The sequence below is a fragment of the Pseudomonas kurunegalensis genome (genome assembly GCF_030291635.1).
In the GTDB taxonomy this organism is placed as follows: Bacteria; Pseudomonadota; Gammaproteobacteria; order Pseudomonadales; family Pseudomonadaceae; genus Aquipseudomonas; species Aquipseudomonas monteilii.
Map to the genome: position 1 here is coordinate 2,316,724 of NZ_CP127871.1, position 25,836 is coordinate 2,342,559.

Below are 25,836 nucleotides of genomic sequence, written 5' to 3' on the forward strand. Positions count from 1 at the left end.
TGGGACTGTAGGCGGCGAACGGGAGGCTGAATAATGATTAATGCGGATCGGGTGATAACGAGCGGTTATCACCCGGTGCTCAGCGTCACTCGGCCATCTGCAACTCCGGCAGCTTCACCCGGAACGCCTTGGTCAGCCCCATCAGCACCACCAGCCCCATGCCCATCCAGCACAGGCCGATGGTGAACGACAGGCTGGTCAGGCTGCTCCACAGCCACAGGGTGCTAAGGAAGCCCAGGCCGGGAATGGCGCCATACAGCAGGTAGTTGCGGCCACCGCGTAGCTTCTGATCGACCAGGTAGTGTTTGACCACCGCCAGGTTTACCGCCGAAAAGGCGAACAGGGCGCCAAAGCTGATCATGTTGGCCACGGTGTCGAGGGTGATGACCAGGGCGATGAGGGACAGCAGGCTGACCACCAGGATGGCAGTAGCCGGTACGCGCTTTTTCGTCACCAGCTGGCCGAACGCGCGCGGCAATGCGCCGTCGCGGCCCATGGCGAACAGCACGCGTGACACGCTGGCCTGGGACACCATGGCCGAGGCGAAGCAGCCGGCCACGTAGGTGGCGGTAAACGCGGTAACCAGCAATTCGCCGCCCACCCGGCGCATTACATCCACCGAGGCCGAGTCCGGGTCGGCAAAGCTACCCCAGTCGGGGAACACCATCTGTGCGCAGTACGACACCACCAGGAACAGCAAGCCGCCGATCAGCGACACGGCCAGGATCGCCACGGGAATGCGGTAGGTCGGGTTGCTGGTTTCCTCAGCCATGGTCGACACCGCGTCAAAGCCGAGAAACGACAGGCACAGCACGGCGGCGCCCGTCATGATCAACGGCACGTTGAAGCCTTCGTGATGGAAGGGGGCCAGCAGCGACACCGGCTCCGCCTGCCCGTTGAGCTTGAGCACGGACAGGGCGACGAAGACGATGATGAACACCAGCTGCGCCACCACCAGGATCCAGTTGACACGGGTGATCGACTCGATGCCGATCAGGTTGAGGAAGGTGACCAGGGCAATGGAGCCCGCCACCCACACCCAGGCGTGGACCGCCGGAAAGTATTCCGACATGTAGATGCCGATCAGCAGGTAACTGAGCAGCGGCAGGAAGATGTAGTCGAGCAGCAGCGTCCAGCCGGTAATGAAGCCGATGTGGCTGCCGAAGGCTTTGCGCGTGTAGGTGTAGACCGAGCCGGAGTAGGGGTGGGCCTGGACCATGCGGCCGTAGCTGTAGGCGGTGAGCAGCATGGCGGCGAGGGTGAGCAGGTAGGCGGTGGGCAGGTGCCCTTTGGTCATCTGGGTGACCAGCCCGTAGGTGGTGAAGACGGCCAGGGGCACCATGTAGGCCAGGCCGAACAGCACCAGGGCGGTCATGCCCATGGATTTGCGGAAGCGGCCGGTGCTGGCGCCGGGGTGTGACGGTGCATGCGAAGCAGGCGAATGGGCTGTACTTGTTGTTGTATGCATTGCTAACTCCTGGAAAGGGATGCAGGGCACCGCAGTACGCGAGCAGGCTCGCTACCGGTGGGTGGTGTGCAAGGAGGTCGAGCGCAAGGCTCGCAGCGCTGGGGCGGTTTGATGCTCCCACACCCTGTGGGTGCCCGGAATCACCCTTTGGGGTGAGGGGTGCGACCCTTGGCCGACTCACCCCAACGGGTGATTTCGGTACCTGCAGCGGCGTGGGAGTATCTGGTCAACAACGCACCGCACTGGCGGCGGTGCCACTGAATAGAAACGGCAGGCCCACAGTGACTAATCAATTGCTTTCAGAACAGTGGTTCGAGCACCTGGCCAAGGTCACCGAGGCCATCGGCCGCCCGGGTTTCGCCGCCAACCTGTTTGCCGCACTTGGCGTGATCCGGCCGATCCAGGCGACCACGGTGTACCTCTACCCGCACGACGGCATGCCTTGCGCGCTGTTCGAGCAGGACGACAAGGCGCCTTGGCAGCCCGAGGGCAATGTCAGCCGCTACCTGTCGGGCTTCTACCTGCTCGACCCGTTTTACGGTGCTTGCGTGGAGCAGGTCGCGTCCGGTTGCTATGGCCTGTTCGAAGTGGCCCCCGACCACTTCGAGGTCAGTGAGTACTACCAGTCGTTCTACCGGCACTCGCACCTGGAAGATGAGCTCAACTACATCCTGCAGGTGGCGCCCGGGCAAAGCCTGGCGGTGTCGCTGGCGTTTACCGACAAGCTCGATACACAGACCCGCGAGCTGTTCGGGCGCGTCACGCCCTGGGTGCTGGCGGTACTCGGCAAGCACTTCGCCGGGCTGGACAGCCGCGCCGGGCGTTTCGAGAACATCCTCGAACAACGCATCCACGCTGCGCTGAACAACTTCGGCAGCTCGTTGCTGACCGAGCGTGAATGTCGCATCGCCCAGCTGATCCTGCGTGGCCACTCGACCAAGTCGCTGGCCGAGCGCCTGGGTGTTTCGGAAGACACCATCAAGTCGCACCGCAAGAACGTCTACGCCAAGCTCGACATCGGCACCCAGTCCGAACTGTTTTCCCTGTTCATCGACGCGCTGGCCAATGCCCAGGGCGTGCTGGGCAAGGACCCGCTTGAAAGCTACATGGGCAAGCTGCGCTGAGCGACGGCTGCCCTGCAACCCCACCGCAAAGGAAAACCAACAATGAACGCGCCTTTCGCCCCGCAACGCCAGACCCGTGACTACCAGGCAGCCGACGCCGCACACCACATCCATGCCTTCCTCGACCAGAAGGCGCTGAACGCCGAAGGGCCGCGGGTGATCGTGGGTGGCGAACGCCTGCATCTGTGGGACAGCGAGGGCAAGCGCTACCTGGATGGCATGTCTGGCCTGTGGTGCACACAGCTCGGTTATGGCCGGCGCGACCTGACGGCCGCCGCCGCCACGCAGATGGACCAGCTGGCCTACTACAACATGTTTTTCCACACCACCCACCCGGCGGTGATCGAGCTGTCCGAGTTGCTGTTCAGCCTGCTGCCCGGGCACTACAGCCACGCGATCTACACCAACTCGGGCTCCGAAGCCAACGAGGTGCTGATCCGCACCGTGCGCCGCTACTGGCAGGTGGTGGGTCAGCCAGGCAAGAAAATCATGATCGGCCGCTGGAACGGCTACCACGGTTCGACCCTGGCGGCCACGGCGCTGGGCGGCATGAAGTTCATGCACGAAATGGGCGGGTTGATTCCGGACGTTGCGCACATCGATGAGCCGTACTGGTACGCAGAGGGTGGCGAGCTGACCCCGGCCGAGTTTGGCCGCCGCTGTGCCTTGCAACTGGAGGAAAAAATCCTCGAGCTTGGCGCCGAGAACGTTGCCGGCTTTATTGCGGAGCCGTTCCAGGGCGCGGGCGGCATGATCTTCCCGCCGGAAAGCTACTGGCCGGAAATTCAGCGCATTTGCCGCCAGTACGACGTGCTGCTGTGCGCCGATGAGGTGATTGGCGGCTTTGGCCGCACCGGCGAGTGGTTTGCCCATGAGTACTTCGGCTTCGAGCCCGACACCCTGTCGATCGCCAAGGGCCTGACCAGTGGCTACGTGCCCATGGGCGGCCTGGTGCTGAGCAAGCGCATTGCCGAGGCGTTGGTAGAGCGCGGTGGGGTGTTTGCCCATGGCCTGACCTATTCCGGCCACCCGGTGGCGGCGGCGGTGGCCATTGCCAACCTGAAGGCGCTGCGCGACGAAGGCATCGTGCGCCAGGTGAAGGACGACACCGGGCCCTACCTGCAACGCATCCTGCGCGAGGTGTTCGCTGACCACCCGTTGATCGGCCAGGTGCAGGGTGCCGGACTGGTGGCGGCGTTGCAGTTTGCCGAGCACAAGCCAACGCGCAAGCGTTTTGCCAACGAGAACGACCTGGCCTGGCAGTGCCGTACGTTCGGTTTCGAGGAAGGGGTGATCATTCGCTCGACCCTGGGCCGGATGATCATGGCGCCGGCCTTGATCGCCAACCACAGCGAGCTGGATGAGCTGGTGGAGAAGACGCGGATTGCCGTGGACCGCACAGCCCGGTTGGTCGGCAAACTCTAAAAATCTGCTGGCTCATCGCAACCCCTGTAGGAGCGGGCTTGCCCGCGAACACCGGCGAAGCCGGTGCCATCCACCGAGTCGCCTGCTTCGCGAGCAAGCTCGCTCCTACAAGCAACAGCGACCGCCACGACGGTCGCCTGGAGTACAAATGTACACCCTCGAATTCTGGCAACAACGCGCCTCGGACCTGTACCTCCCGTCCCAGGCACTTATCAGCGGCAAAGCCGTCAACGCACAGGATGGCGCCACATTCGCCGCCATCAACCCCGCCACCAACGCCGTACTGGCCCAGGTCAATGCCTGCGGCCAGGCCGAAGTCGACCTTGCAGTGGCCAGCGCCCGCCGGGCCTTCGAGCAAGGCCCGTGGCCACGCATGGCCCCCGGCGAGCGCAAGAAGGTGCTGCTGCGCCTGGCCGAGCTGATCATGGCCCATCGCGAAGAACTGGCCTTGCTGGACTCGCTGAACATGGGCAAGCCCGTCATGGATGCCTACAACATCGATGTGCCCGGCTCGGCCCATGTGTTCGCCTGGTACGGCGAGGCGCTGGACAAACTCTACGACCAGGTGGCACCCACTGCGCCCAGCGCGCTTGCCACCATCACCCGGGAGGCGCTCGGTGTGGTCGCCGCCGTGGTGCCCTGGAACTTCCCGCTCGACATGGCCGCCTGGAAGCTGGCCCCGGCGCTGGCGGCCGGCAACAGCGTGGTACTCAAGCCCGCCGAGCAATCCCCGTTCTCGGCCCTGCGTCTGGCCCAACTGGCCCTGGAAGCGGGTTTGCCGGAAGGTGTGTTGAACGTGGTGCCGGGCCTGGGTGAGCAGGCCGGGCAGGCGCTGGGCCTGCACCCGGACGTGGACTGCCTGGTGTTCACCGGCTCTACCCAGGTGGGCAAGTACTTCATGCAGTACTCGGCGCAGTCCAACCTCAAGCAAGTGTGGCTGGAATGCGGTGGCAAGAGCCCCAACCTGGTGTTCGATAACTGCCAGGACCTGGACCTGGCGGCGGAAAAGGCCGCCTTCGGCATTTTCTTCAACCAGGGCGAGGTATGCTCGGCCAACTCGCGGCTGTATGTGCAGCGCTCGATTCATGACGAATTCGTCGAGCGCCTGCAGGCCAAGGCACGCCAGTGGATGCCGGGTAACCCGCTGGACCCGGCAAGCCGCGCCGGTGCCATTGTCGATGCCGAGCAGACCGGCCGCATCGAGGCCGCCATTACCCGCGCCGGGCAAGAGGGCGCCAGGTTGGTGTGTGGTGGTCGACGCTTGACTGTCGAAGGCTCGGACAACTACATCGAGCCGACCATTTTTGCCGGTGTCGAGGGGCGCATGCGCCTGGCGCAGGAGGAAGTGTTCGGGCCGGTGCTGGCGGTCAGCGCCTTCGACACGGAAGAAGAGGCGGTGCGCCTGGCCAACGACAGCATGTATGGCCTGGCTGCCTCGGTGTGGAGCGATGACTTCAATCAGGTGCACCGGGTGGCGCGGGCGTTGAAGGCCGGTACGGTGTCGGTGAACACGGTAGATGCGCTGGATGTGACGGTGCCGTTCGGCGGGGGCAAGCAGTCGGGGTTTGGCCGCGACTTGTCGCTGCATTCGTTCGACAAATATTCGCAGCTCAAGACCACCTGGTACCAGCTGCGCGCCTGATGCGTTGTTCATGAACTGCGTCGCCTGCTTCGCGGGTTCAACCGCGAAGAGGCCAGCGCAGGGCAGCGATCAGGCCTTGCTGTCGAGCAAGCGCTGATACCGCGACAGGCTCTCTTCCAGGTGTTTGCGCAGCGCCGTGCGCGCACTGGCCACGTCGCCCATGCTGATTGCCGACAGGATTGCCCCGTGTTCACGGGCGATTTTCTTGATATGCGCCTGGCGGTTCTTGCCGGTGACCTGCCCATGCTTGAGGTTCAGGTCGAGGATGATGTCCGGCCCCAGCGCCTCCAGCAGTTGGGTGAAGTGCGGGTTGCTGGTGGCGCGGGCAATCGCCAGGTGGAACTCGAAGTCGGCCTTGGCTTCTTCCTCTTGCGTAGCGCCGTCCAGCGAGTTGAAGCGGTCGAACGCCTCGGTGATCGCCGCCATGCTCGCTGGGCTGCGGCGCTCGGCGGCGCGGGCGACCGATTCGGTCTCGATGCCCAGGCGCAGTTCAAGGATCTGCGCTGCAGCGCGTACATCATCGACAACGCTGTCGATGGCGAAGCCGATGCGCTTTACATCCTGCTCGACCACGAATACGCCCACACCCTGACGAGCGATCAGGCGCCCGCCAAGGCGCAGCGAGGCCACCGCCTCGCGGATGACCGGGCGGCTGACGTTGAATTCTTTGCACAGCTCCTGTTCGGACGGCAGTTTGTCGCCCGGGCCGTAGGTGCCGTTGTCGATCCGGCTGGAAAGCTCCTGGATCACGGTTTCCGCCAGGTTGGCGCGGCGCGTGCCTAACGACGCATTCATAGAAGGGTTGCTCCTGAAACTGATTGGCTCATCACGGTTGATTCTCCGGCAGGTTGCGCGCAGCCCTGATGCCCCTTGCGGCGGGATCCGTAGCCAACCAGCGGTGATGTTGTCGGTATATGTTATCAAACATCTTACTAGTCAGGCTCATGCCCTGCTTTTTGATTGCGTGCATCGCTTGTCGCCGGAAAGATTATTTTACCTTCTCCCGTAGCATACACCCATTGACAGTTGCCTGCTGACTGTTATCTTACAAGTGCGATGGCGTTCCGGCCAATTCGTATGCGGTAAGCGATGTCGAGGTTCGTCCAATCACTACTGGGAGCTGAGCATGAATAACAACAAGGGAGGGCGTACAGCCCTCGCGACCGCGGTAACATTGCTGATGGCCATGGGGACGGCACACGCAGCAGACAGTGAAATCGTCAGGATCGGCTTCGCCGGCCCCCTGACCGGGCCTTCGGCGCACCAGGGACAGGACGTCGAGCATGGCATCCAGATTGCGGTAGAAGAGGCCAACCAGCAGCAACTGAAAATCGGTGACAAGGTGGCCCAGTTCAAGCTGGTTTCCGAAGACGATGTCGCCGACCCGCGCACAGGCACTGCGGTGGCGCAGCGGCTGGTGGACTCGAAAGTGGCGGTGGTGATCGGTCACTACAACTCTGGCACCAGTATTCCCGCTTCGAAAATCTACGCCGCCGCCGGCATTCCGCAAATCTCGCCTTCGGCCACCAACCCCACCTTGACGCGCCAGGGTATCCCCTCGGTATTTCGTACCGTCAACGACGACGCCACCCTCGGCCGTTATGCCGGCAACTACCTGGTCAGCCAGCTCAAGGCTCAGCGCATTGCCATCTTCGATGACCGCACCGCGTATGGCCAAGGCCTGGCCGATGAGGTGACCAAGGCGGTCAAGGCGGCGGGTGGCAACGTGGTGGTGCGCGAGTACACCAATGACAAGTCGACCGACTTCAATGCCATCCTCACCACGGCCAAGGCGCAAAAGGCCGATGCAGTGTTCTTTGCCGCCCTCGACTACCAGGCCGCCCCGATGGCCAAGCAGATGAAGAACCTGGGCCTGAAGGCGCGCTTCATGAACATCGGCAACCTGCCCAACGATTCGTTCAGGCAGATGGCCGGCAGCGCCGCCGAAGGCACCTACGCCTGGAACTACGGTACGCCGTTGCAGGACATGCCCAAGGGCGCGGCTTTCGAGCAGAAGCTCAAGGACAAGTTCGGCGTGGGCGTGGTGCAGTCGTCGCCCGCCGCCTATGACGCCACCTGGGCGGCAATCAACGCCATGGTCAAGGCCGGTTCCGACGACCCCAAAGTGTACCTGCCTGTACTCAAGAGCCAGAGCTACGAAGGCGTCACCGGCACCATCGCCTTCGACGACCAGGGCAACCTGAAGAACCCGGCGGCCACCGTGTTCCAGTTCGCCGACGGCGGCTGGAAAACCCTGTCGGTCGAGCGCGACTAAGCAGCACCTCATAACAAGCAGGCGCCGGCCTGCCACATAACAAGAAGACTTTTCCCACCTGCCAGGCCTGTCGGCGTGTGGCGCTGAGCCGCCGCGCGCCGACGACAACGCAGTTTCGAGGATTCAGCGCGTGGACGGTAATTTCGATATCTTGTTGCAACAGGTCCTCAACGGCCTGGTGCTGGGCAGCATCTATGCCCTGGTAGCCCTGGGCTACACCATGGTCTACGGCATCATCGGCCTGATCAACTTCGCCCACGGCGAGGTGGTGATGGTTGGCGCCATGGTGACCATTTCGGTACTGACGATGCTCGCTGGCGCAGGCTTTGCACCCGGGCTCATTACCTTGCTCCTGGCGATCATGGCCGCCGCGGTGGTGTGCATGCTGCTGGCCCAGGGCATGGAAAAGTACGCTTATCGGCCCTTGCGCAAAGCCCCGCGGTTAACCCCGCTGATTCTCGCCATTGGCATCTCCATCGCCCTGCAGAACCTGGCGATGATGATCTGGGGGCGCGGCTACAAGACCTTCCCTGAAGTGGTCGAGACGCAGCCGGTCGACGTGTTTGGCGCCACCATCACCAACGTGCAGCTGTCGATCATGCTGATAGCCGTGGTGATCATGCTTGGCCTGTGGCTGCTGGTGGACAAGACCCGCCTGGGCAAGGCCATGCGCGCCACCGCGCAAAACCAGGAAGTGGCCGGGTTGATGGGCATCAACATCAACCACGTGATCAGCGCCACCTTCCTGATCGGCGCCAGCCTGGGTGCCATCGCCGGGGTAATGCGTGCGATCAACTACGGCCAGGCCGATGCCTACATGGGCTTGCTGTTGGGCCTGAAGGCGTTCTCGGCGGCGGTGCTGGGCGGTATCGGCAACCTGTTCGGCGCCATGGCCGGCGGCCTGTTGCTGGGGCTGATCGAGTCGCTGGCAGCGGGCTACACCGGCCAGATCACCGGCGGTTTCCTGGGCGCCAACTACCAGGACATCTTCGCCTTCGCGGTGCTGATCCTGGTGTTGCTGTTCCGGCCAAACGGCCTGCTTGGCGAACGCCAGGCCGACCGGGCGTAAGGAGGCGGTCATGAAAAACCTCAAGACCCAGTACCTGCTGTTGATCCTTGGCTTCATCGCCTTGCCGTTCCTGATCGAGGCCATCCCCATGCTCGGCCCCACCTGGGTGCGCATCCTTGGCTTTGCCATGCTCTACGTGCTGCTGGCGTTGGGCCTGAACATCGTCATCGGTTACGCCGGGCTGCTCGACATGGGCTACATCGGCTTCTACGCCATTGGTGCCTACCTGTACGCACTGCTGGCCTCGCCGCACTTGCAAATGGCCGGCCTGATCGAGGTTGTGCTGGACTGGCCGGTGTGGGTGATCATCCCGCTGGCAGCCGTGGCCGCAGCCATTTGCGGTGTGCTGATCGGGGCGCCGGTGCTCAAGTTGCGCGGCGATTACCTGGCCATCGTCACCCTGGGTTTCGGCGAGATCATCCGCATTTTCATGAACAACCTGGACCAGCCGGTGAACCTCACCAACGGCCCCCAGGGCATCAGCAACATTGCCCCGCTGCACGTCGATTTCGGGCCATGGGCGCATGCGCCGGATGCAGGTGCGGCACCCGTGCTGTCGTTGCAGCAAAGCTGGAGCTTGTTCGGCCTGCAGGTTTCGCCGGTGATCAGCTACTACCTGTTCTTCCTGTTCATCGTCATCCTCTGCATCGTGCTGTCCAAGCGCCTGGAAGTGTCGCGCATCGGCCGTGCCTGGATGGCCCTGCGTGAAGACGAAGTGGCCGCCGAGGCCATGGGCCTGAACAAGCGCAACCTCAAGTTGCTGGCGTTCGCCATGGGCGCGACCTTTGGCGGGGTGTCTGGCGTGCTGTTCTCCAGCTACCAGGGCTTTGTCAGCCCCGAATCGTTCACCCTGATGGAGTCGATCATGGTACTGGCCATGGTAGTGCTCGGCGGCATGGGCTCGATCCGTGGCGTGGTGCTGGGGGCGCTGATCCTGTCGGTGATGCCCGAGCTGTTCCGCGACCTGGTCAACTGGATCCAGCCCTGGGTGATGGACAACGTTACCTTCATCAGCCGCGACATCCTGCGCAACGTGCTGGATGCCTCGACCCTGCGCATGCTGGTGTTCGGCCTGGCGCTGATCCTGGTCATGCGTTTCCGGCCCGAAGGGCTGTGGCCGTCCGACCGCCGCCGTGCCGAGCTGCACGAGGGTGAAGCTGAAGCAGAGCCCGCGCCGGTCGTTGCAGTGCCTCAACAGGCATCCTTCGAACTCCCGATCAAAGAGGCGGACAAGGCATGAGCGATATCCTTCTCGAACTGCATCAGGTCAGTAAATTCTTCGGTGGCCTGCAGGCCCTGCACGGCATCGACCTGAGTATTCGCCGTGGCGAGATTCGGGGGCTGTTGGGCCCTAACGGTGCTGGCAAGACCACCCTGTTCAACGTGCTTACCGGCCTGTACCGGGCCGAGCAGGGCCGTGTGATGTTCGACGGCAAGCCGCTGCGCATCAGCAAGCCGCACAAGGTGGTGGAGGCGGGTATTTCCCGCACCTTCCAGAACATCCGCCTGTTCCACAACATGACCGCTCTGGAAAACGTGATGATTGGCCGCCATGTGCGCACCCGCAGCGGTGTGTTCGGCGCCATCCTGCGTACCCCGGCCTGTGTGCGTGAAGAGCGTGAAATCCGCCAGGCCGCCCGTTACTGGCTGAATTACGTGGGCATCGGCCACCTGGCCGGCGAGTTGGCCAAGAGCCTGTCCTACGGCGACCAGCGTCGCCTGGAAATTGCCCGGGCACTGGCCACCGAGCCCAAGCTGATTGCACTCGACGAACCGGCGGCAGGCATGAACGCCTCGGAAACCGAGGGCCTGCGCCAACTGATGTGCAAGATGCAGGCGGATGGCAAAACCGTGTTGTTGATCGAGCACGACGTGAAACTGGTGATGGGCCTGTGCGACCACATCACCGTACTTGAATTCGGCCGCAAGATCGCCGACGGCTTGCCGGCCGACGTGCGCAAGGATCCACGCGTGATCGAGGCTTATCTGGGTGCAGAGGCAGTGGCATGAAGAACATTCTGCAAGTGAGCGACCTGAAGGTCAGCTATGGCGCCATCCAGGCCATCAAGGGCATCGACCTGAGGGTGGGCGAGGGTGAGATGGTGGCGCTGATCGGCGCCAACGGCGCGGGCAAGACCACCACCTTGAAAACCCTGGCCGGGCTACTGAAGCCGAGTGCCGGCAGCATCACCTTCGATGGCAAGGCGCATGCGGCGATCAAGGGCCACGACCTGATCCGCGAAGGGCTGGCGCTGGTGCCGGAGGGGCGGGGGATCTTTCCCAAGCTGACGGTGCACGAAAACCTCGAAATGGGCGCCTTCAGCCGGCGCGACGGCAAGGACGCCATCGCTGCCGACATCGAGCGCATGTACGGCATCTTCCCGCGCCTGAAGGAGCGCGCCTTCCAGCTGGCCGGCACCATGTCGGGTGGCGAGCAGCAGATGTTGGCGATTTCCCGGGCATTGATGGGGCGGCCCAAGCTGCTGTTGCTGGACGAGCCGTCCATGGGGTTGGCGCCGATCATCGTGCAGAAGATTTTCGAAACCATCGTCGAGGTGGTCAAGGGTGGGGTGACGTTGCTGCTGGTGGAGCAGAACGCCCGGCTGGCGCTGCAAACCTGCCAGCGCGCCTACGTGATTGATGGTGGGCGCATCAGCCTGGAAGGCTGCGCCAAGACCTTGCTGCATGACGACCAGGTGAAGAAGGCCTACCTGGGCGAATGATTCACTCACAATGACAAGAGCGTCTGTCCTGGGGTTGAACGTTTGTATCGCCGGCCTCTTCGCGGGCACGCCCGCGAAGAGGCCGGTAAGCCCTTGCCTGATTTTCGCCCTGGCGAGGCACCCGAAAATGCTTAAATGTGTGGCGCGCTGTGAGCCGTCACTCCTCCCGCATACTCAGGCTTCAGATGCCCCTGCTCATCCAGCAGATAAGCATCCATCACCTCCCGCACCACCGGCCCTGCCACCCGGCCCCCAGCCTCACCGTTCTCGATCATCACCGCCACCACCACACTCGGGTGGTCGGCCGGTGCAAAGCCGACGAACAGGGCGTTGTCACGGTGCCGTTCCAGGGTCTTGTTGCGGTTGTAGCGCTCACCTTGCTTGATCGCCACCACCTGCGCGGTACCACTCTTGCCGGCAATCCGGTACTGCGCCCCCGCTGCCGCCGCACGGGCGATGCCGCGCGGGTCGTGCATGACCATCTGCATGCCCTGGCTGACCTGGTCCCAGGCATGTTTGTCGTGCAGCACGATGTTGGGCATCGGGTTAGGGTCGACTGGCGCATCGCCGCCTACGGTCATCGCCAGGTGCGGGCGGTGCCACACCCCTTTGCTCGCCAGCAGGCTGGTGGCCTGGGCCAGTTGCAGCGGGGTGACCTGCATGTAGCCCTGGCCAATGCCCAGGATCAGCGTTTCGCCCGGGAACCATGCCTGGCGGCGCGTGGCGCGCTTCCACTCGGCCGACGGCATCAGCCCGGAGGCTTCCTCGAACATGTCCAGTGACACCTTCTGGCCCAGCCCGAATTCGGCCATGTAGTCGTGCAGGCGGTCGATGCCCAGCTTGTGCGCCAGGTCGTAGAAGTAGGTGTCGTTGGAGCGCATGATGGCGGTGTACATGTCCACCCAGCCGTCGCCGCTGCGGTTCCAGTTGCGGTACTTGTGGTCGTAGTTGGGCAGCTCGTAGTAGCCCGGGTCGAACACCCGGCTGCCCGGGGTGATCACGCCGCTGTCGAGGCCTGCGATGGCTACCTCCGGCTTCACCGTCGAGCCTGGGGCATACAGGCCGCGCAGCACGCGGTTGAACAGCGGGCGGTCGATGGAATCGCGCAGTTCGGCGTACTGCTTGAAGCTGATGCCTTTGACGAACAGGTTGGGGTCGAAGCTGGGGTTGCTGACCATCGCCAGTACATCGCCATTGGCCGGGTCCAGCACCACCACCGAGCCGCGGCGGTCGCCCAGCGCTTTTTCTGCGGCTATCTGCAGGTGGGCGTCCAGGGTCAGGACGATGTCCTGGCCCGGGGTCGGGTCCTTGTGGTTGAGCACGCGCATCACCCGGCCCTGGGCGTTGGTCTCGACCTCTTCGTAGCCCACGTGGCCGTGCAACTGGCTTTCGTAGAAGTGCTCGATGCCGGTCTTGCCGATCGATTGGGTGCCTCGGTACTCGGTACTGTCGAGGACCTTGGCCTCTTTCTCGTTGATACGCCCCACATAGCCTACCGAATGGGCGAAATGTTCGGCCAGCGGGTACTCGCGGATGAACTGCGGCTCAACCTCCAGGCCTGGCAGGCGGAACTGGTTCACGGCCACCAGGGCGATCTGCTCTTCGCTCAGGCCCACCATCAAGGTTACGGGCTCGAACGGTTTGCGGCCCCGGCGCAGGTCCTTGTCGAACTGCTTGCGGTCGTCGTCGGTCAGGCCCAGTACCTGGGTCAGGGCATCGAGCACCTTGGCCGAATCGCCACCGGCCCGCTCGCGGGTCATGGTCAGGTCGAAGCTGGGTTTGTTGTCAGCCAGTACCACGCCGTTGCGGTCGTAGATCAGCCCGCGTTCGGGGGCGATGGGCAGTACGTGCACGCGGTTGTTTTCCGACACGGCGGTCTGCTGGTCGTGCTGCAGCACCTGCAATACGTACAGCCGTCCCACCAGAACGGCACACAGGCTGAACACCAGGGCGGCGCAGGCCAGAAGCCGGCGGTTGACCAGGTGCTTTTCCTTTTCGTGGTCCTTGAGGGGGATGGGCTGTGGCATCGGGGCTCTTCTTTTTACGGGTATCGCGTTGGCCGTGCGGGCGCGCGAACGGGCGGGGGATGCTACGCAACACGCCCCGCAGCCTCAAGGTGAGTGGCGCCCATCAGAAAGCGGGTATGCGCTGTGTGCCCCGTGATCAGGGCGCTGGCGCACATCATGAAGATTTGTTCATGGCTAACCCTTGGTGAAGGGGAATGAAGGCGATTTTGGCGTATTTATGGATCCATAAATAAAATTTGTGCGATAAACGAACAAGAAATCCTTTTTAGGATAAATATCTAAGCTGTTGAAAATATGTAATAAAAATTGATTTTCAGTCGTTTTGTTTCTTTGTTCACCGCGTTTCGCCCCGAGCCTCCACCTTTGAAGTGATTGTTTGTGGATCCACTATCTGGTTGATTAGCGCCTGACAACGGCCGGAGCCCTCCAGCCGTATGCGACAACAATTACAAAAAGGGTCCAGTCATGAGTGGTTTTCCAGGGCTACGGAACCGTCAGGGTTCCTTGCGCTTTGCCTGCGTGTGCGTATCTGTTCTCCCACCTGTGAACCGGCAGGTGACCTTATGAATGCCGATCTCAAGCAACGCCTGGACAACGACCCGATGGGCCGCTTCCAGTGCCTGGCCATTGGTATTTGCATCATCCTCAACATGATCGATGGCTTCGACGTACTGGTGATGGCCTTCACGGCTGCCTCTGTGTCTGCCGAGTGGGGCCTGAACGGGGCACAGGTAGGGCTGCTGCTCAGCGCCGGCCTGTTCGGCATGGCGGCCGGGTCGTTGTTCATTGCGCCGTGGGCCGACCGGTTTGGCCGCCGCCCGCTGATCCTGCTGTGCCTGGCGCTGTCCGGTGTCGGCATGCTGCTTTCGGCGATGAGCCAAAGCCCGCTACAGCTGGCGTTGCTGCGTGGCCTGACCGGGCTGGGCATCGGCGGCATCCTGGCCAGCAGCAACGTGATTGCCAGCGAGTACGCCAGCAAACGCTGGCGCGGGCTGGCGGTGAGCCTGCAGTCCACCGGCTACGCCCTGGGTGCGACGTTGGGCGGCTTGCTGGCGGTGTGGCTGCTGGGGCAGTGGGGCTGGCGCTCGGTGTTCCTGTTTGGCGGCATTGTCACCGTGCTGGTGATCCCGCTGGTGCTGCTGTGGTTGCCGGAGTCGCTGGACTTTCTGCTGGCGCGTCGCCCGGCCAATGCGCTGGCACGGGTCAATCGCCTGGCCGTTCGCCTCGGCCAGCCGGCGCTGGCGCAACTGCCAACACCCACTGAAAGCAAGCAGGGCGCCGCCAGCGGCTTCCGGCAACTGCTGGCGCCTGCCATGCGCCGCACCACGCTGGTGATCTGGCTGCTGTTTTTCCTGGTCATGTTCGGCTTCTACTTCGTCATGAGCTGGACGCCGAAACTGCTGGTCGCCGCTGGCCTGTCGGCACAGCAGGGCATTACCGGTGGGGTGCTGCTGAGCGTCGGCGGCATCATCGGGGCGGCGCTGATCGGCGGGCTGGCTTCGCGTTGGCCACTCACGCGGGTGCTGGCGTTGTTCATGCTCATCACCGCAGCGCTGCTGGTGTTGTTCGTGGCCAATGGCGCATCGGTCAGTGCGGCGCTGGCGCTGGGGCTGCTGATCGGGCTGTTTTCCAATGGCTGCGTGGCCGGGCTGTATGCGTTGTCGCCGGTGGTCTATGACGCATCGGTACGTGCGACAGGCGTGGGCTGGGGCATCGGCATCGGGCGCATGGGGGCGATCCTGTCGCCCACCGTGGCCGGTGTGTTGCTCGATGGCGGCTGGCAACCGCTGCACCTGTACGGGGTGTTCGCCAGCGTGTTCGTGCTGGCGGCAGGGTGCCTGTTGTTGCTTCGACCAGTGGCCAAGCCGGCACCTGCTCTACCTACCGATGCATTGAGCCACTAAGTGCCGCCCGGCTTGGCCGGGCACCTGAATGCAGCTTATTGCCCCAGGCGTCTGTTGGTCTGGGGCTGGCGGCTGCGCCCAAGTAAAGCGGAGAACAATAATAATGATGCACACAACTTGCACACTGGCCCGTTCGGTCCTGGCGGTATCGCTGGCGCTTGGCCTGGGTTTGCCGGCCTGGGCCGAGGAGGGGGGCTTCCTTGAAGATGCCAAGGCCGGGCTGACCCTGCGCAACTACTACTTCAACCGCGATTTCCGCGACCCGGGGGCGGCCAAGGGCAAGGTCGAAGAATGGGCTCAGGGCTTCATTTTCAAGTTCAGCTCTGGCTACACCCCGGGGTTGATCGGTGTTGGCCTGGACGGTATCGCCATGTTCGGTGTGAAGCTGGACAGCGGCGGTGGCACCAGCGGCTCCGAACTGCTGCCGGTGCACGATGACGGGCGTGCAGCCGACGACTATGGCCGGGCAGGGTTGGCGGCGAAGCTGCGTATTTCTGTGACCGAACTGAAGGTTGGTGAGCTGCTGCCCGACATTCCCCTGCTGCGCTACGACGATGGCCGCCTGCTGCCGCAGACATTCCGTGGGGCGATGCTTGATTCGCGAGAGATCGAAGGCTTGAGTCTGCAGGCCGGCCAGTACCGTGAAGTAAGCCTGCGCAACTCGTCCGACATGCAAGACCTTTCTGCCTGGGCCGCGCCCGGGGTCACCTCGGACGGCTTCAACTACGCCGGTGCCGAGTACCGCTTCAACCAGCAGCGCACACTGATCGGTGCCTGGCATTCGCAGCTGGAGGACATCTACCAGCAAAGCTACTTCAACCTGCTGCACAACCAACGGGTGGGGGAGTGGACGTTGGGGGCCAACCTGGGTTACTTCATCGACCGGGATGATGGCCAGGCGCGCATCGGCGATATTCAGAGCCGCACGGGTTACGCCTTGCTGTCGGCCTCGCACAGTGGTCATACACTGTACCTTGGGTTACAGAAGGTCAGTGGCGACAGCCAGTGGATGTCGGTGTATGGCAGCAGTGGCCGTACCTTGGGCAACGACATGTTCAACGGCAACTTCAGCAACGCCGACGAGCGCTCGTGGCAAGTGCGTTACGACTACAACTTTGCCGCATTGGGGGTGCCAGGGCTGCTGGCCATGGTGCGTTACGGGCATGGCGAGAACGCGACCACGGCGGCCGGCAGCAATGGCAAGGAGTGGGAGCGCGATACCGAAGTGAACTACACCTTCCAGAGCGGGGCGCTGAAAAACCTCAACATCCGGCTGAACAACGCGACCAACCGGCGTAGCTTCAACAGTGATTTTGACCAGACCCGCCTGATTGTCAGCTATCCGCTGTCTCTATAAAAAGCTTGCACTGCGTCGCCTTCTTCGCGGGTGAACCCGCTCCCACAGCCACGGTGCATGCCTTTCAGAAATCACAAAGGCTTGCACGGTACCTGGACTGCCCCCGAAAAGTTGGACAGTTTCAGCTAGCAGCCGCAGCATGGGTCCTGTATTTCACAGGGCTCATGCCATTGAGCTTTAGCTTGATGCGGTCATGGTTGTAGTAGTGGATGTACTCATCCAGACCAGCTTTCAGTTCTTCAACGCTCTCGAAGCGCTTCGGGTAGAAAAACTCGGACTTAAGCGTACCAAAAAAGCTCTCCATAGCCGCATTATCCAGGCAGTTTCCTTTGCGTGACATGCTCTGCTTCAGCCCTTGCTCTGCCAGCTTGTGGCGGTACTGCGAGTGTTGGTAGTGCCAGCCTTGATCTGAGTGAAGCACCAGTTTCGGCTTGTTTCCCAGGCGCTCGAAGGCCTTGTCCAGCATGTTGGTAACCAGCCCAAGGCACGGCCTGCTGGCCACTTCGTAGGCCACGATTTCGGCGTTGTACAAGTCCATCACAGGGGAGAGATAGATCTTTTCCTGAGCCACTTTGAACTCGGTAACATCGGTCACCCACTTCTGATTCGGGCGCTGCGCGAGGAAGTTTCGCTCCAGCAGGTTGGGCGCGATGGTGCCGACAACCCCCTTGTACGACCGGTACTTTTTTGGCCGTACTAGTGAGCGAAGATCAAGCTCGACCATCAAACGCTCCACCACCTTCTTGTTAACCAAGGTGCCGCCATTGCGGATCACGATTGCAACGCGCCGGTAACCGTATAGCCCTTTTTCCTCGTGATAGACACGCTGAATCATCTGCTTCAGAGCAGCATGCTTGTCAGGTTTGGCCTGCGCTTGAAGCTGGTAATAAAACGTACTGCGTGGCAGATCCGCCAACTGTAGAACGGCGGCCAAGGGAAACCGGTCCTTGAGCGCCGAGACGATCAGGGCTTTTTGGGCTGCCTTCGTTCCTGCTTCTTCAGTTCTTCCAGCTTTTTTAGGTAGGCGTTCTCCATGCGCAGCCACTCAAGCTCGGCCAGCAACTGGTCGCGGCTTTTCTCTGTGTCATCGGAAGTCGTAGGTTTGATGGGATAAGGCTTTTTCGGCATGGCAGCAGGTTTTCTTTTCTTGGGAGCAGGCAGTGCAGGGTCACCACTGTAGTGTTGCCGCGCCCAAATGCCTACCTGCGAGGACTGGCCGAGACCGAAATGGGCGGCGGTCTGACGCAAGGAAAGCTGATGCTTGTGCATGTACTCAAGGACTGAGCACTTGTAGGTCGCACTGTACCGCTGGCCTATTTTGCGCAGACTGAACTGTCCATGTTTCTGGAAGCTTGAGACCCAGCGCCGCAGCAGGCTGAAATCCACGGAAAATCGGCGGGCTACTGTTCGGAAGCCTTCACCACTCTCCAAGTAAGCCTGAACGGCAGTAAGCTTGAATTGGTCTGAATACTTGCTCATGTGGACACCCCAAGAAATTGGATTGGTGTCCAACTTCTTGGGGGCAGTCCAACCTGTGGGAGCGGGTTCACCCGCGAACACCGGCGCAGCCGGTGCCATACCCCCCGCCTTACGCTAAGATGCCCGCTCATGTCTCTGGAAGTCGCCCGGATGAGCAAGCCTGGTCAAATGGTGCTGGTCGCGTTGCGCAAGATGATCGCCTCGGGCGAACTTGCAGCTGGCGAGCGCTTGATGGAAGTCCCCACCGCCGAACTGTTCGGCGTGTCACGCATGCCGGTGCGCATGGCGTTTCGCACCCTTGAGCAGGAAGGCCTGCTGGTGCGTTTTGGCGGTCGGGGTTTTCAGGTGCGCTCGGTCAGTGCCGATGACATCGCCGGCGCAGTCGAGGTGCGCGGCGTACTGGAAGGGCTGGCTGCCCGCCAGGCTGCGGAACGTGGCCTGTCAGCCCAGGCCCGCGAAGCGTTGCAACGCTGCCTGGTCGAAGGCGACCAGTTGTTCGACAAGGGCTTCGTCACCGAAGAAGACCTGCAGGCCTACCACGACCTCAACATGCGCTTTCACCAGGTCATCATCGAGGCCAGCCACAACCCGGCCATCGCCGATGCCCTGGCGCGCAACGATCACCTGCCGTTTGCCTCCGTCACAGCGCTTGCCGTGGACCGCCACGACCTGGCCCGTGAATACCGGCGCTTCAACTTCGCGCACATGCAACACCATGCGGCGTTCGATGCCTTGGTCAATCGCCAGGGTGCCCGCGCCGAAGCCATCATGCGCGAGCACGCCAACGCCACCTTGCGCTACGCCGAAACCTTCGGCGGGGCAACGGTGGAAGAGGGCATGAAGGTGATTCTGCCCTCGTCGTAGGCCGGTTCAGATATCCAGCACCAGCAGGGGTGTTTTCGAGCGCGAGCAGCAGGGCGTGAACTGATCGTTCAGCGCCTGCTCTTCTTCAGTGAGGAACATGTCGCGATGGTCTGGCGTGCCTTGCAGCACGCGCGTCAGGCAAGTGCCGCAAATGCCCTGTTCGCACGACATCGCAATCTCGATGCCGTGCTGCTCCAGCACCTGCACCACTGTCTGGTCGGCGGGCACCTCGAACACCTGGCCGGTGCTGCCGACCTGTACCGAGAAACTGCCGTCGTTGCTGGCATCCACCGGCGCTGCGGCAAAATATTCCCGATGCAGGCAAGCCTCCTGCCAGCCCAGGCCCCTGGCGCTGTCCAGCACATGCTGCATGAAACCACCCGGCCCACACACGTACAGGTGTACATCCGGCTGTGGGTTGTCCAGCACCCGGGCGATGTCCAGTGCCGTTTCCGGCTGCTCGTCAAAATGCACGAACAGGCGGTCGGCGAAAGGCGCTTTACGAATGCGTTCAACAAAGGCGGCCCGCTCACTCGAGCGGGCGCAGTAGTGCAGTTCGAAATCCCCACCGCTTTGCGCCAGCTGCTCGGCCATGCACAGGATCGGGGTAATCCCGATGCCTCCGGCAAACAGCACACTGCGCCGCGCCCCTTCCGCCAGCGGGAACAGGTTGCGGGGTTCGCTGATGCGCAGGCGTGCGCCGGCCTGTACCTGCTCGTGCAGGCGGCGTGAACCACCCCGCGAGGCCGGGTCGTTGAGCACACCGATCAGGTAGCGGTGGCGCTCTTCGGGGTGGTTGCACAAGGAATACTGGCGCACCAGCCCATCGGGCAAGTGCACATCTATGTGCGCGCCAGCGCTGAACGCGGGCAGCAGGCTGCCATCCGCCGCTGCCAGCTCGAAGCTGCAAATGCCCTGCGCTTCATCGTTGCGGGAAACCACTACGGCATCGATCATCTTGGCTTCTCCTCAGGCAGGGGTAGCGCTGGTGGCAATCAGTTGTGGTTGCGGCACGCGCTCTTTGGCAATCAGCCGCTCCAGGATCTTGCGCGACTGCACGCCACCGGCATCGATGTTCAGCTTCAGCAGGTTGCGTTCCGGGTAGGCCAACAGGTTCTGTTGCTGACGCTCCAGCATCTCCAGGTCTTCGCTGAAGATCTTGCCCTGGCCTTCCCGGATGTTGTCGGTCAGCGCCTGGTCCTGCGCCGCAAAATTGCGCGCCATGCCCCAGAAGTACCAGATCGAGGTGTCGCTCTCTGGCGTGATGAAGTCCACCACGATGCTCGACGCCTTGTGCTGCGCATCCGCGTGGTAGCCCCCTTTGCCGGCATGCGCCACGCCCACTTCGATCAGCACATGGCTGGGCGGGGTGAAGCGGCAGATCTGCCAGCGGTCCACCGGCACATCGTCTGCCAGCCCATTGCCACGCAGGGCCATGCGCCAGAAGGGCGGGGCCATGATGTTTTCCATGTGCCGGGCGGTGACCACTTCGTCGCCGGTGACGGTGGTGACGGGCGGCGCCTCGTCGATTTCCTTCTGGCCGATGCTGGAGGCATGCACGTAGGTTTCGTGGGTGAGGTCCATCAGGTTGTCGATCATCAGGCGGTAGTCGCAACCGATATGGAACAGCCCACCGCCATAGGCCCACTCTTCATTGACGGCCCATTCCAGGTGCGGGATCAGCGCCGGGTCGGCCAGCGCCTGGTCGCCGGGCCAGACCCAGATGAAGCCGTAGCGCTCGACGGCGGCGAAGGTTTTGTTGCAGGGAAAGCCCCGTACCCGCTGGCCCGGCATCGACACGGTCTTGCCATCGCAACCCATCACCAGGCCGTGGTAACCACACACCAGGTTGCCGTCTTCAACGTAACCCAGCGACAACGGCGCACCACGGTGCGGGCAGAAGTCCTCCACGGCGGCCACGCGGTTTTCCTGGGCGCGGTAGAACACGATCTTCTCGCCGCAGATCTGCCGGCCCAAGGGTTTGGTGGCGATTTCGTCGGGGGTGCAGGCTACGTACCAGGTGTTTTTGGGGTACATGGGGGAGGCTCTCCGGGTTTTGTTTTTATTTAATGGATCCATTAGAGCCATTCGCTTCATGCGCGGTCAATGACTTGCGCTGATATTTGGAATGTTTTGGGCGATTATCGGATTTCTGTGGATCCACTAATAAGGATTTTGATCATGGCTGGGGATTGGGTAGGGTGTTTTAAAGGCTGGGAAACGGCCTGAACCTGCTATTCCTAAACAAACCCCACAACCCACCAAGGCCCCTCGATGCTTGCCATCGAACAGCTCCACAAATCGTTCCCCACCCCCCAAGGCCCGCTGCCTGTGCTGCAGGGCGTCAACCTGAGCCTGGCACGCGGCAGCACCCTGGCATTGATGGGCGAATCGGGCAGCGGCAAGAGCACCTTGCTGCACCTGGTTGCCGGCCTGGACCGTGCCGACAGTGGCCGGATCCTGATTGACGGCACGCCGCTCGACAGCCGTTCAGAGGCATCGTTGGCGCAGTGGCGGCGCCAGGGCATTGGCCTGGTGTTCCAGCAATACAATTTGATCAGCAGCCTGGACGTGGCGACGAACCTTGCATTCCAGGCAAGGCTCGCCGGCCGGCATGACCCGCAATGGGTGGCCTACCTGGCAGAACACCTGGGCCTGGCAGGTTTGCTGGCGCGCTACCCGGAACAGTTGTCTGGCGGCCAGCAACAGCGGGTTGCCATTGGCCGTGCGCTGGCCGGGCGCCCGGCGTGGCTGCTGGCCGACGAGCCTACCGGCAGCCTTGACGAAGCCAGCAGCGACGAGGTGCTGAACCTGCTGCTGCAACTGGTTGCCGAGGCCGGCAGTGGTGTACTGATGGTGACCCATAGCCCACGGCTGGCGGCACGCTTGCAGCAGCGTTGCTACCTGCAGGCTGGCCGCGCTCAGCCAGAGCACAGGTGATGAGGCTCTTGTCGCTGGCCCTGTTGGCCTTGCTCAGCCATTGGCGGCGCCATCGGGTGCAGTTTGTCAGCATCTTCACCGGGCTGTGGCTGGCCACGGCCTTGTGGACGGGCGTACAGGCACTGAACAGCCAGGCCCGCAGCGACTATGCCCGGGCCAGTGCCTTGCTGGCCGGGCCGATGCAGGCGCAGTTTGTACCGCGCAAGGGTGAGCATTTCGATCAGGAGCTGTACGTGCAGTTGCGCAAGCAGGGGTGGCAGGTGACGCCCGTGCTGGAAGGGCGCTTGCGCTTGTCTGGTGAGCCTGTGCGCAGTGTGCGGCTGATTGGCATCGATCCATTGAGCCTGCCGCCGACCAGCAGCATTGCCGGCGTGCAGCCCCAGGCATTCGACCTGCAGGCATTCATCGGCACACCCGGGCAAGCCTGGGTAGGACCAGATACGTTGCGCCAACTGGGCGCAGGTCCAATGCGCGACAGCGAAGGGCAACCGCTTCCCCCCGTGGTCCTGCAACCTGCGCTGGCGCCCGGCATAATGGTCGTCGACATCGGCCATGCCCAACGCCTGCTGCACGCACCCGGGCAGTTGTCGCGGTTGCTGGTGGACGGCAAGCCAGGGCCGTTGCCTGCTGATATCGCGGCCCTGCTCGAACTGCAACCTCAGCAGGACGACGGCGGATTGCAGCGGCTGACCGACAGTTTTCACCTTAACCTGACCGCCCTTGGCCTGCTGGCGTTCGTTGTTGGCCTGTTCATCGCCCACGCCGCCATCGGGCTGGCGCTGGAGCAGCGGCGAGGCCTGATACGTAACCTGCGCGCCTGTGGGGTCAGCTTGAACACGCTGCTGTGTGCATTGGTATTGGAGCTGGGCCTGTTTGCACTGCTGGGCGGGCTGGCGGGTGTGGCCAGTGGGTATGCACTGGCCGCGTGGTTGTTGCCTGATGTGGCTGCCAGCTTGCGCGGCCTCTACGGCGCCCAGGTGGCCGGCACGCTGAGCCTGCCCGCAGGGTGGTGGCTGGCGGGTGTACTGGTGAGTGTGCCGGGGGCATTGCTGGCAGGGGTGAGCAGCGTGTTGCGTGCAGCCCGGCTGCCATTGCTGGCGCTGGCGCAGCCTCAGGCCTGGCGGCTGGCACAGGGGCTGTGGTCAAGGCGCCAGGCGTGCGCAGCAGGCTTGCTGTTGTTGCTGGCCTTGGGGTTTGGCGTGCTGGGTAACAGCCTGGCTTGCGCGTTTGCCATGCTGGCCGGGTTGCTGCTGGCATCGGCACTCCTGTTGCCCGCCTTGCTCGACCACGGGCTTGGCGGGTTGACGCGGTTTTGTCGGCGGCCCTTGGCGCAATGGTTCGTGGCCGACAGCCGCCAGCAACTGCCGGCCCTGAGCCTGGCGCTTATGGCGTTGTTGCTGGCGCTGGCGGCCAGTGTCGGCGTGGGTAGCATGACCGAAGGCTTTCGCAAGACGTTCGTTGGCTGGCTGGACATGCGTCTGTCTGCCGACCTGTATGTCACCCCCCGGGATACCGAACAAGGGTTGCAAATGGCCGAATGGCTCGGCCAGCAATCTGCCGTCATCGCGGTGCTGCCTGGCTGGCGTGTTGAAACCCGGTTGCAGGGGTGGCCAGTGCAGGTCCAGGGTATCGTCGATCACCCCCTCTACCTCAAACGTTGGCCGTTGCTTGAACAGCAGCCGCGCGCCTGGGAGCAACTGTCCAGCGGGCAGGCCGTGATGCTCAGTGAGCAATTGGCCAGGCGCTTGAAGCTGCACGTGGGCGACCGCCTTGCGCTGTCTTCGCAGGCCATGGTGGTGGTCGGGGTCTATGCCGACTACGGCAACCCCAAGGGCCATGTGCTGGTGAATGCCGGCTGGTTGCGTTCGCATTGGCCACAGGCGACGCTGACGGGGTTGAGTGTTGACCTGCACGCCGACCAAGTGCCCGTCACCAAGGCGGCGTTGCAACAGCACTTCGCCCTGGACGACAGCCGCGTGGTGGAGCAGGCACGCCTGAAAAGCTGGTCTACCGAGGTGTTCAACCGCACCTTCGCCGCCACCGCCGCACTCAACAGCCTCACCCTTGGTGTGGCCGGGGTGGCGTTGTTCATCAACCTGCTGACGTTGGGCCATACCCGGCTTGGCCAGCTGGCACCGCTGTGGGCGCTGGGCGTGCAACGCAGGCAACTGGTGTGGCTGAGCCTGGGGCAAACGCTGATGCTAAGCAGTTTCACGGTACAGCTGGCCATTCCGCTGGGGGTGTTGCTGGCATGGTGCCTGGTGGCGGTCGTCAATGTGCAGGCGTTCGGCTGGCGTTTGCCGCTCTACGTGTTCCCTGCGCAACTGCTGCAACTGGCTGTGCTGTGCCTGTTGACCAGCCTGCTGGCCAGCGCCTGGCCGCTGTGGCAACTGGCGCGCCGCCAGCCCCGCGAACTGTTGAGGCCGTTTGCCGATGAAGCGTAGTGCGTGGTTGTTGCTGTGCGGCCTGCTGTGCGCTTGTGATCAACCGGCGCCACAAGGCTATGCCGGGCTTGGGCAGCAGGCTGTCGGGTTCAGCCAGGTAACCCGCGGGCATCACTTGGCGTTCCCTCGTGACCACGGCCCTCATGAGGGATTTCGCATCGAGTGGTGGTATGTCACCGCCAACCTCAAGGACGCCCAGGGGCGCGACTGGGGCGCGCAGTGGACGCTGTTCCGCTCGGCACTGCGCCCCGGCCCGGAAACTGCTGACTGGAACAGCCCGAACCTGTGGATGGGGCACGCGGCTTTGACCGGCCCGGGTGGGCATCAGTCTGGCGAAACCCTGGCGCGCGGCGGTATCGGCCAGGCCGGCGTGCAGGCCCAGCCGTTTCGGGCGTGGATTAATGATTGGGTATTGCAGGGCAACGGTGGCATCGAAAGCCTGCGGATGAGCGCCAGTGGCGAAGCGTTCCGTTACGACTTGCGCTTACGCAGTGACCGGCCCTTGGTGCTGCACGGCGATCAGGGTTACAGCGAAAAATCCGGCAAGGGGCAGGCTTCGTATTATTACAGCCAGCCTTTTTACCGCGTGCACGGGGAGGTGGAGCGTGATGGCCTGTGCATTGCGGTGAATGGCCAGGCCTGGCTGGACCGGGAATGGAGCAGTCAGCCGCTGGCGGCCGGGCAGACGGGGTGGGACTGGTTTTCCCTGCATCTGGACAGTGGTGCCAAGCTGATGCTGTTCCAGGTGCGCGAGGCGCGGGGTGAGGTGTATCGCGCCGGCACTTGGGTAGGCCCGCAGGGTGAGGTGGAGGCGTTACAGGGCGCACAGGTGCAACTGCAGGCGCAGGCATGGACCGAGCAAGAAAATGGCAAGCAGGTGCCGACGCGCTGGCGAGTGCAGGTACCGGATCATGGGGTTGATGTGCAGGTCGAAGCGGTGGAGCCGTGGGCCTGGATGGGTACGCGGTTCCCGTATTGGGAGGGGCCGGTGCGGTTGACCGGAAGTGCAAGTGGGCGCGGCTACCTGGAGATGACGGGGTACCCCTAGGGAGGGGGTGACCGATGAAGAGCGAGCTCTCCAAAGGGGCTAGGCCG

At 63.0% G+C, this 25,836-nt stretch carries 20 protein-coding genes; 14 read left to right on the top strand and 6 right to left on the bottom strand.

Annotated features, from left to right (window positions below):
• Positions 1–85: 85 nt before the first annotated feature.
• Positions 86–1,468, bottom strand: a complete 1,383-nt coding sequence (locus tag QQ992_RS10420; RefSeq protein WP_286113295.1) for an APC family permease — start codon at positions 1,466–1,468, stop codon at positions 86–88.
• A 281-nt stretch (positions 1,469–1,749) separates the two neighbouring features.
• Between QQ992_RS10420 and QQ992_RS10425 the strand changes: the two genes are divergently transcribed.
• The 3 genes from QQ992_RS10425 (at position 1,750) to QQ992_RS10435 (ending at position 5,659) form a co-directional block, all read left to right on the top strand.
• Positions 1,750–2,592 (top strand): helix-turn-helix domain-containing protein, encoded by an 843-nt coding sequence (locus QQ992_RS10425; protein ID WP_105948500.1) that lies wholly within the window; start codon positions 1,750–1,752, stop codon positions 2,590–2,592.
• 42 nt (positions 2,593–2,634) lie between these two features.
• Positions 2,635–4,017 carry an aspartate aminotransferase family protein gene (locus QQ992_RS10430; RefSeq protein WP_060709896.1) on the top strand — a complete coding sequence of 461 codons (1,383 nt, stop codon included), beginning with the start codon at positions 2,635–2,637 and terminating at the stop codon, positions 4,015–4,017.
• A gap of 148 nt (positions 4,018–4,165) precedes the next feature.
• Entirely contained in the window at positions 4,166–5,659 is a 1,494-nt protein-coding gene (locus QQ992_RS10435; protein ID WP_286113296.1) for an aldehyde dehydrogenase, read from the top strand.
• Positions 5,660–5,728: 69 nt separating this feature from the next.
• Here QQ992_RS10435 and QQ992_RS10440 read toward each other — a convergent pair whose 3' ends face one another.
• Complete coding sequence (locus tag QQ992_RS10440) at positions 5,729–6,454, bottom strand: FadR/GntR family transcriptional regulator (protein ID WP_016714594.1); 726 nt, start codon at positions 6,452–6,454, stop codon at positions 5,729–5,731.
• 331 nt (positions 6,455–6,785) lie between these two features.
• On the opposite strand from QQ992_RS10440, the gene QQ992_RS10445 reads away from it, so the two are divergent.
• The 5 genes from QQ992_RS10445 to QQ992_RS10465 all read left to right on the top strand — a co-directional run bounded on the left by QQ992_RS10445 (position 6,786) and on the right by QQ992_RS10465 (position 11,726).
• Positions 6,786–7,934, top strand: coding sequence for a branched-chain amino acid ABC transporter substrate-binding protein (locus QQ992_RS10445; RefSeq protein ID WP_286113297.1), 1,149 nt, complete (start codon positions 6,786–6,788; stop codon positions 7,932–7,934).
• A 130-nt stretch (positions 7,935–8,064) separates the two neighbouring features.
• Positions 8,065–9,003 (top strand): branched-chain amino acid ABC transporter permease, encoded by a 939-nt coding sequence (locus tag QQ992_RS10450; protein ID WP_286113298.1) that lies wholly within the window; start codon positions 8,065–8,067, stop codon positions 9,001–9,003.
• A gap of 10 nt (positions 9,004–9,013) precedes the next feature.
• Entirely contained in the window at positions 9,014–10,243 is a 1,230-nt protein-coding gene (locus tag QQ992_RS10455) for an ABC transporter permease subunit (protein WP_286113299.1), read from the top strand.
• A complete protein-coding gene (locus QQ992_RS10460; protein ID WP_105948506.1) occupies positions 10,240–11,013 on the top strand; it encodes an ABC transporter ATP-binding protein in 774 nt (257 codons plus the stop codon). Before QQ992_RS10455 ends, QQ992_RS10460 begins: the two co-directional genes overlap by 4 nt.
• Entirely contained in the window at positions 11,010–11,726 is a 717-nt protein-coding gene (locus QQ992_RS10465) for an ABC transporter ATP-binding protein (RefSeq protein ID WP_060497150.1), read from the top strand. The genes QQ992_RS10460 and QQ992_RS10465 overlap by 4 nt, the downstream gene beginning before the upstream one ends.
• A gap of 131 nt (positions 11,727–11,857) precedes the next feature.
• On the opposite strand, the gene mrdA is transcribed toward QQ992_RS10465, so the two are convergent.
• On the bottom strand, positions 11,858–13,753 hold the full coding sequence (gene mrdA, locus QQ992_RS10470) for a penicillin-binding protein 2 (protein WP_286113300.1): 1,896 nt from the start codon (positions 13,751–13,753) through the stop codon (positions 11,858–11,860).
• Positions 13,754–14,316: 563 nt separating this feature from the next.
• Here mrdA and QQ992_RS10475 point away from each other — a divergent pair.
• Both QQ992_RS10475 and QQ992_RS10480 read left to right on the top strand, forming a co-directional pair.
• Entirely contained in the window at positions 14,317–15,657 is a 1,341-nt protein-coding gene (locus QQ992_RS10475; protein WP_286113301.1) for an MFS transporter, read from the top strand.
• 103 nt (positions 15,658–15,760) lie between these two features.
• The gene (locus QQ992_RS10480; RefSeq protein ID WP_286113302.1) at positions 15,761–17,014 is read left to right on the top strand and encodes an OprD family porin; all 1,254 of its coding nucleotides are present in this window, start codon (positions 15,761–15,763) and stop codon (positions 17,012–17,014) included.
• A gap of 121 nt (positions 17,015–17,135) precedes the next feature.
• Here the strand turns inward: QQ992_RS10480 and QQ992_RS10485 are convergent.
• Positions 17,136–18,493 (bottom strand): IS3 family transposase gene (locus QQ992_RS10485; RefSeq protein WP_286110417.1). Its coding sequence is split into 2 segments (ribosomal slippage): positions 17,136–18,025 and positions 18,025–18,493, totalling 1,359 coding nucleotides; the frame shifts between segments, so codons are not numbered across the junction.
• Positions 18,494–18,643: 150 nt separating this feature from the next.
• Here QQ992_RS10485 and QQ992_RS10490 point away from each other — a divergent pair.
• The gene (locus QQ992_RS10490) at positions 18,644–19,357 is read left to right on the top strand and encodes a GntR family transcriptional regulator (protein ID WP_016714586.1); all 714 of its coding nucleotides are present in this window, start codon (positions 18,644–18,646) and stop codon (positions 19,355–19,357) included.
• 6 nt (positions 19,358–19,363) lie between these two features.
• On the opposite strand, the gene QQ992_RS10495 is transcribed toward QQ992_RS10490, so the two are convergent.
• On the bottom strand, positions 19,364–20,314 hold the full coding sequence (locus QQ992_RS10495; RefSeq protein ID WP_286113303.1) for a PDR/VanB family oxidoreductase: 951 nt from the start codon (positions 20,312–20,314) through the stop codon (positions 19,364–19,366).
• 12 nt (positions 20,315–20,326) lie between these two features.
• On the bottom strand, positions 20,327–21,394 hold the full coding sequence (locus tag QQ992_RS10500; RefSeq protein WP_286113304.1) for an aromatic ring-hydroxylating dioxygenase subunit alpha: 1,068 nt from the start codon (positions 21,392–21,394) through the stop codon (positions 20,327–20,329).
• Between the two features lie 237 nt (positions 21,395–21,631).
• On the opposite strand from QQ992_RS10500, the gene QQ992_RS10505 reads away from it, so the two are divergent.
• From QQ992_RS10505 to QQ992_RS10515, 3 genes are read left to right on the top strand one after another with little or no spacing between them, the layout of a single operon-like run.
• Positions 21,632–22,297 carry an ABC transporter ATP-binding protein gene (locus tag QQ992_RS10505; protein WP_286113305.1) on the top strand — a complete coding sequence of 222 codons (666 nt, stop codon included), beginning with the start codon at positions 21,632–21,634 and terminating at the stop codon, positions 22,295–22,297.
• Positions 22,297–24,741 carry an FtsX-like permease family protein gene (locus QQ992_RS10510; protein WP_286113306.1) on the top strand — a complete coding sequence of 815 codons (2,445 nt, stop codon included), beginning with the start codon at positions 22,297–22,299 and terminating at the stop codon, positions 24,739–24,741. The genes QQ992_RS10505 and QQ992_RS10510 overlap by 1 nt, the downstream gene beginning before the upstream one ends.
• The gene (locus QQ992_RS10515; protein ID WP_286113307.1) at positions 24,731–25,789 is read left to right on the top strand and encodes a lipocalin-like domain-containing protein; all 1,059 of its coding nucleotides are present in this window, start codon (positions 24,731–24,733) and stop codon (positions 25,787–25,789) included. The genes QQ992_RS10510 and QQ992_RS10515 overlap by 11 nt, the downstream gene beginning before the upstream one ends.
• The last annotated feature ends 47 nt before the right edge of the window (positions 25,790–25,836 follow it).

Coding starts and splice junctions, on each gene's coding strand:
- QQ992_RS10510 (WP_286113306.1), top strand. CDS start 22,297: ATGAGGCTCTTGTCGCTGGCCCTGTTGGCCTTGCTCAGCCATTGGCGG.
- mrdA (WP_286113300.1), bottom strand. CDS start 13,753: ATGCCACAGCCCATCCCCCTCAAGGACCACGAAAAGGAAAAGCACCTG.
- QQ992_RS10465 (WP_060497150.1), top strand. CDS start 11,010: ATGAAGAACATTCTGCAAGTGAGCGACCTGAAGGTCAGCTATGGCGCC.
- QQ992_RS10515 (WP_286113307.1), top strand. CDS start 24,731: ATGAAGCGTAGTGCGTGGTTGTTGCTGTGCGGCCTGCTGTGCGCTTGT.
- QQ992_RS10435 (WP_286113296.1), top strand. CDS start 4,166: ATGTACACCCTCGAATTCTGGCAACAACGCGCCTCGGACCTGTACCTC.
- QQ992_RS10495 (WP_286113303.1), bottom strand. CDS start 20,314: ATGATCGATGCCGTAGTGGTTTCCCGCAACGATGAAGCGCAGGGCATT.
- QQ992_RS10505 (WP_286113305.1), top strand. CDS start 21,632: ATGCTTGCCATCGAACAGCTCCACAAATCGTTCCCCACCCCCCAAGGC.
- QQ992_RS10500 (WP_286113304.1), bottom strand. CDS start 21,394: ATGTACCCCAAAAACACCTGGTACGTAGCCTGCACCCCCGACGAAATC.
- QQ992_RS10445 (WP_286113297.1), top strand. CDS start 6,786: ATGAATAACAACAAGGGAGGGCGTACAGCCCTCGCGACCGCGGTAACA.
- QQ992_RS10490 (WP_016714586.1), top strand. CDS start 18,644: ATGAGCAAGCCTGGTCAAATGGTGCTGGTCGCGTTGCGCAAGATGATC.
- QQ992_RS10455 (WP_286113299.1), top strand. CDS start 9,014: ATGAAAAACCTCAAGACCCAGTACCTGCTGTTGATCCTTGGCTTCATC.
- QQ992_RS10430 (WP_060709896.1), top strand. CDS start 2,635: ATGAACGCGCCTTTCGCCCCGCAACGCCAGACCCGTGACTACCAGGCA.
- QQ992_RS10440 (WP_016714594.1), bottom strand. CDS start 6,454: ATGAATGCGTCGTTAGGCACGCGCCGCGCCAACCTGGCGGAAACCGTG.
- QQ992_RS10460 (WP_105948506.1), top strand. CDS start 10,240: ATGAGCGATATCCTTCTCGAACTGCATCAGGTCAGTAAATTCTTCGGT.
- QQ992_RS10420 (WP_286113295.1), bottom strand. CDS start 1,468: ATGCATACAACAACAAGTACAGCCCATTCGCCTGCTTCGCATGCACCG.
- QQ992_RS10475 (WP_286113301.1), top strand. CDS start 14,317: ATGAATGCCGATCTCAAGCAACGCCTGGACAACGACCCGATGGGCCGC.
- QQ992_RS10480 (WP_286113302.1), top strand. CDS start 15,761: ATGATGCACACAACTTGCACACTGGCCCGTTCGGTCCTGGCGGTATCG.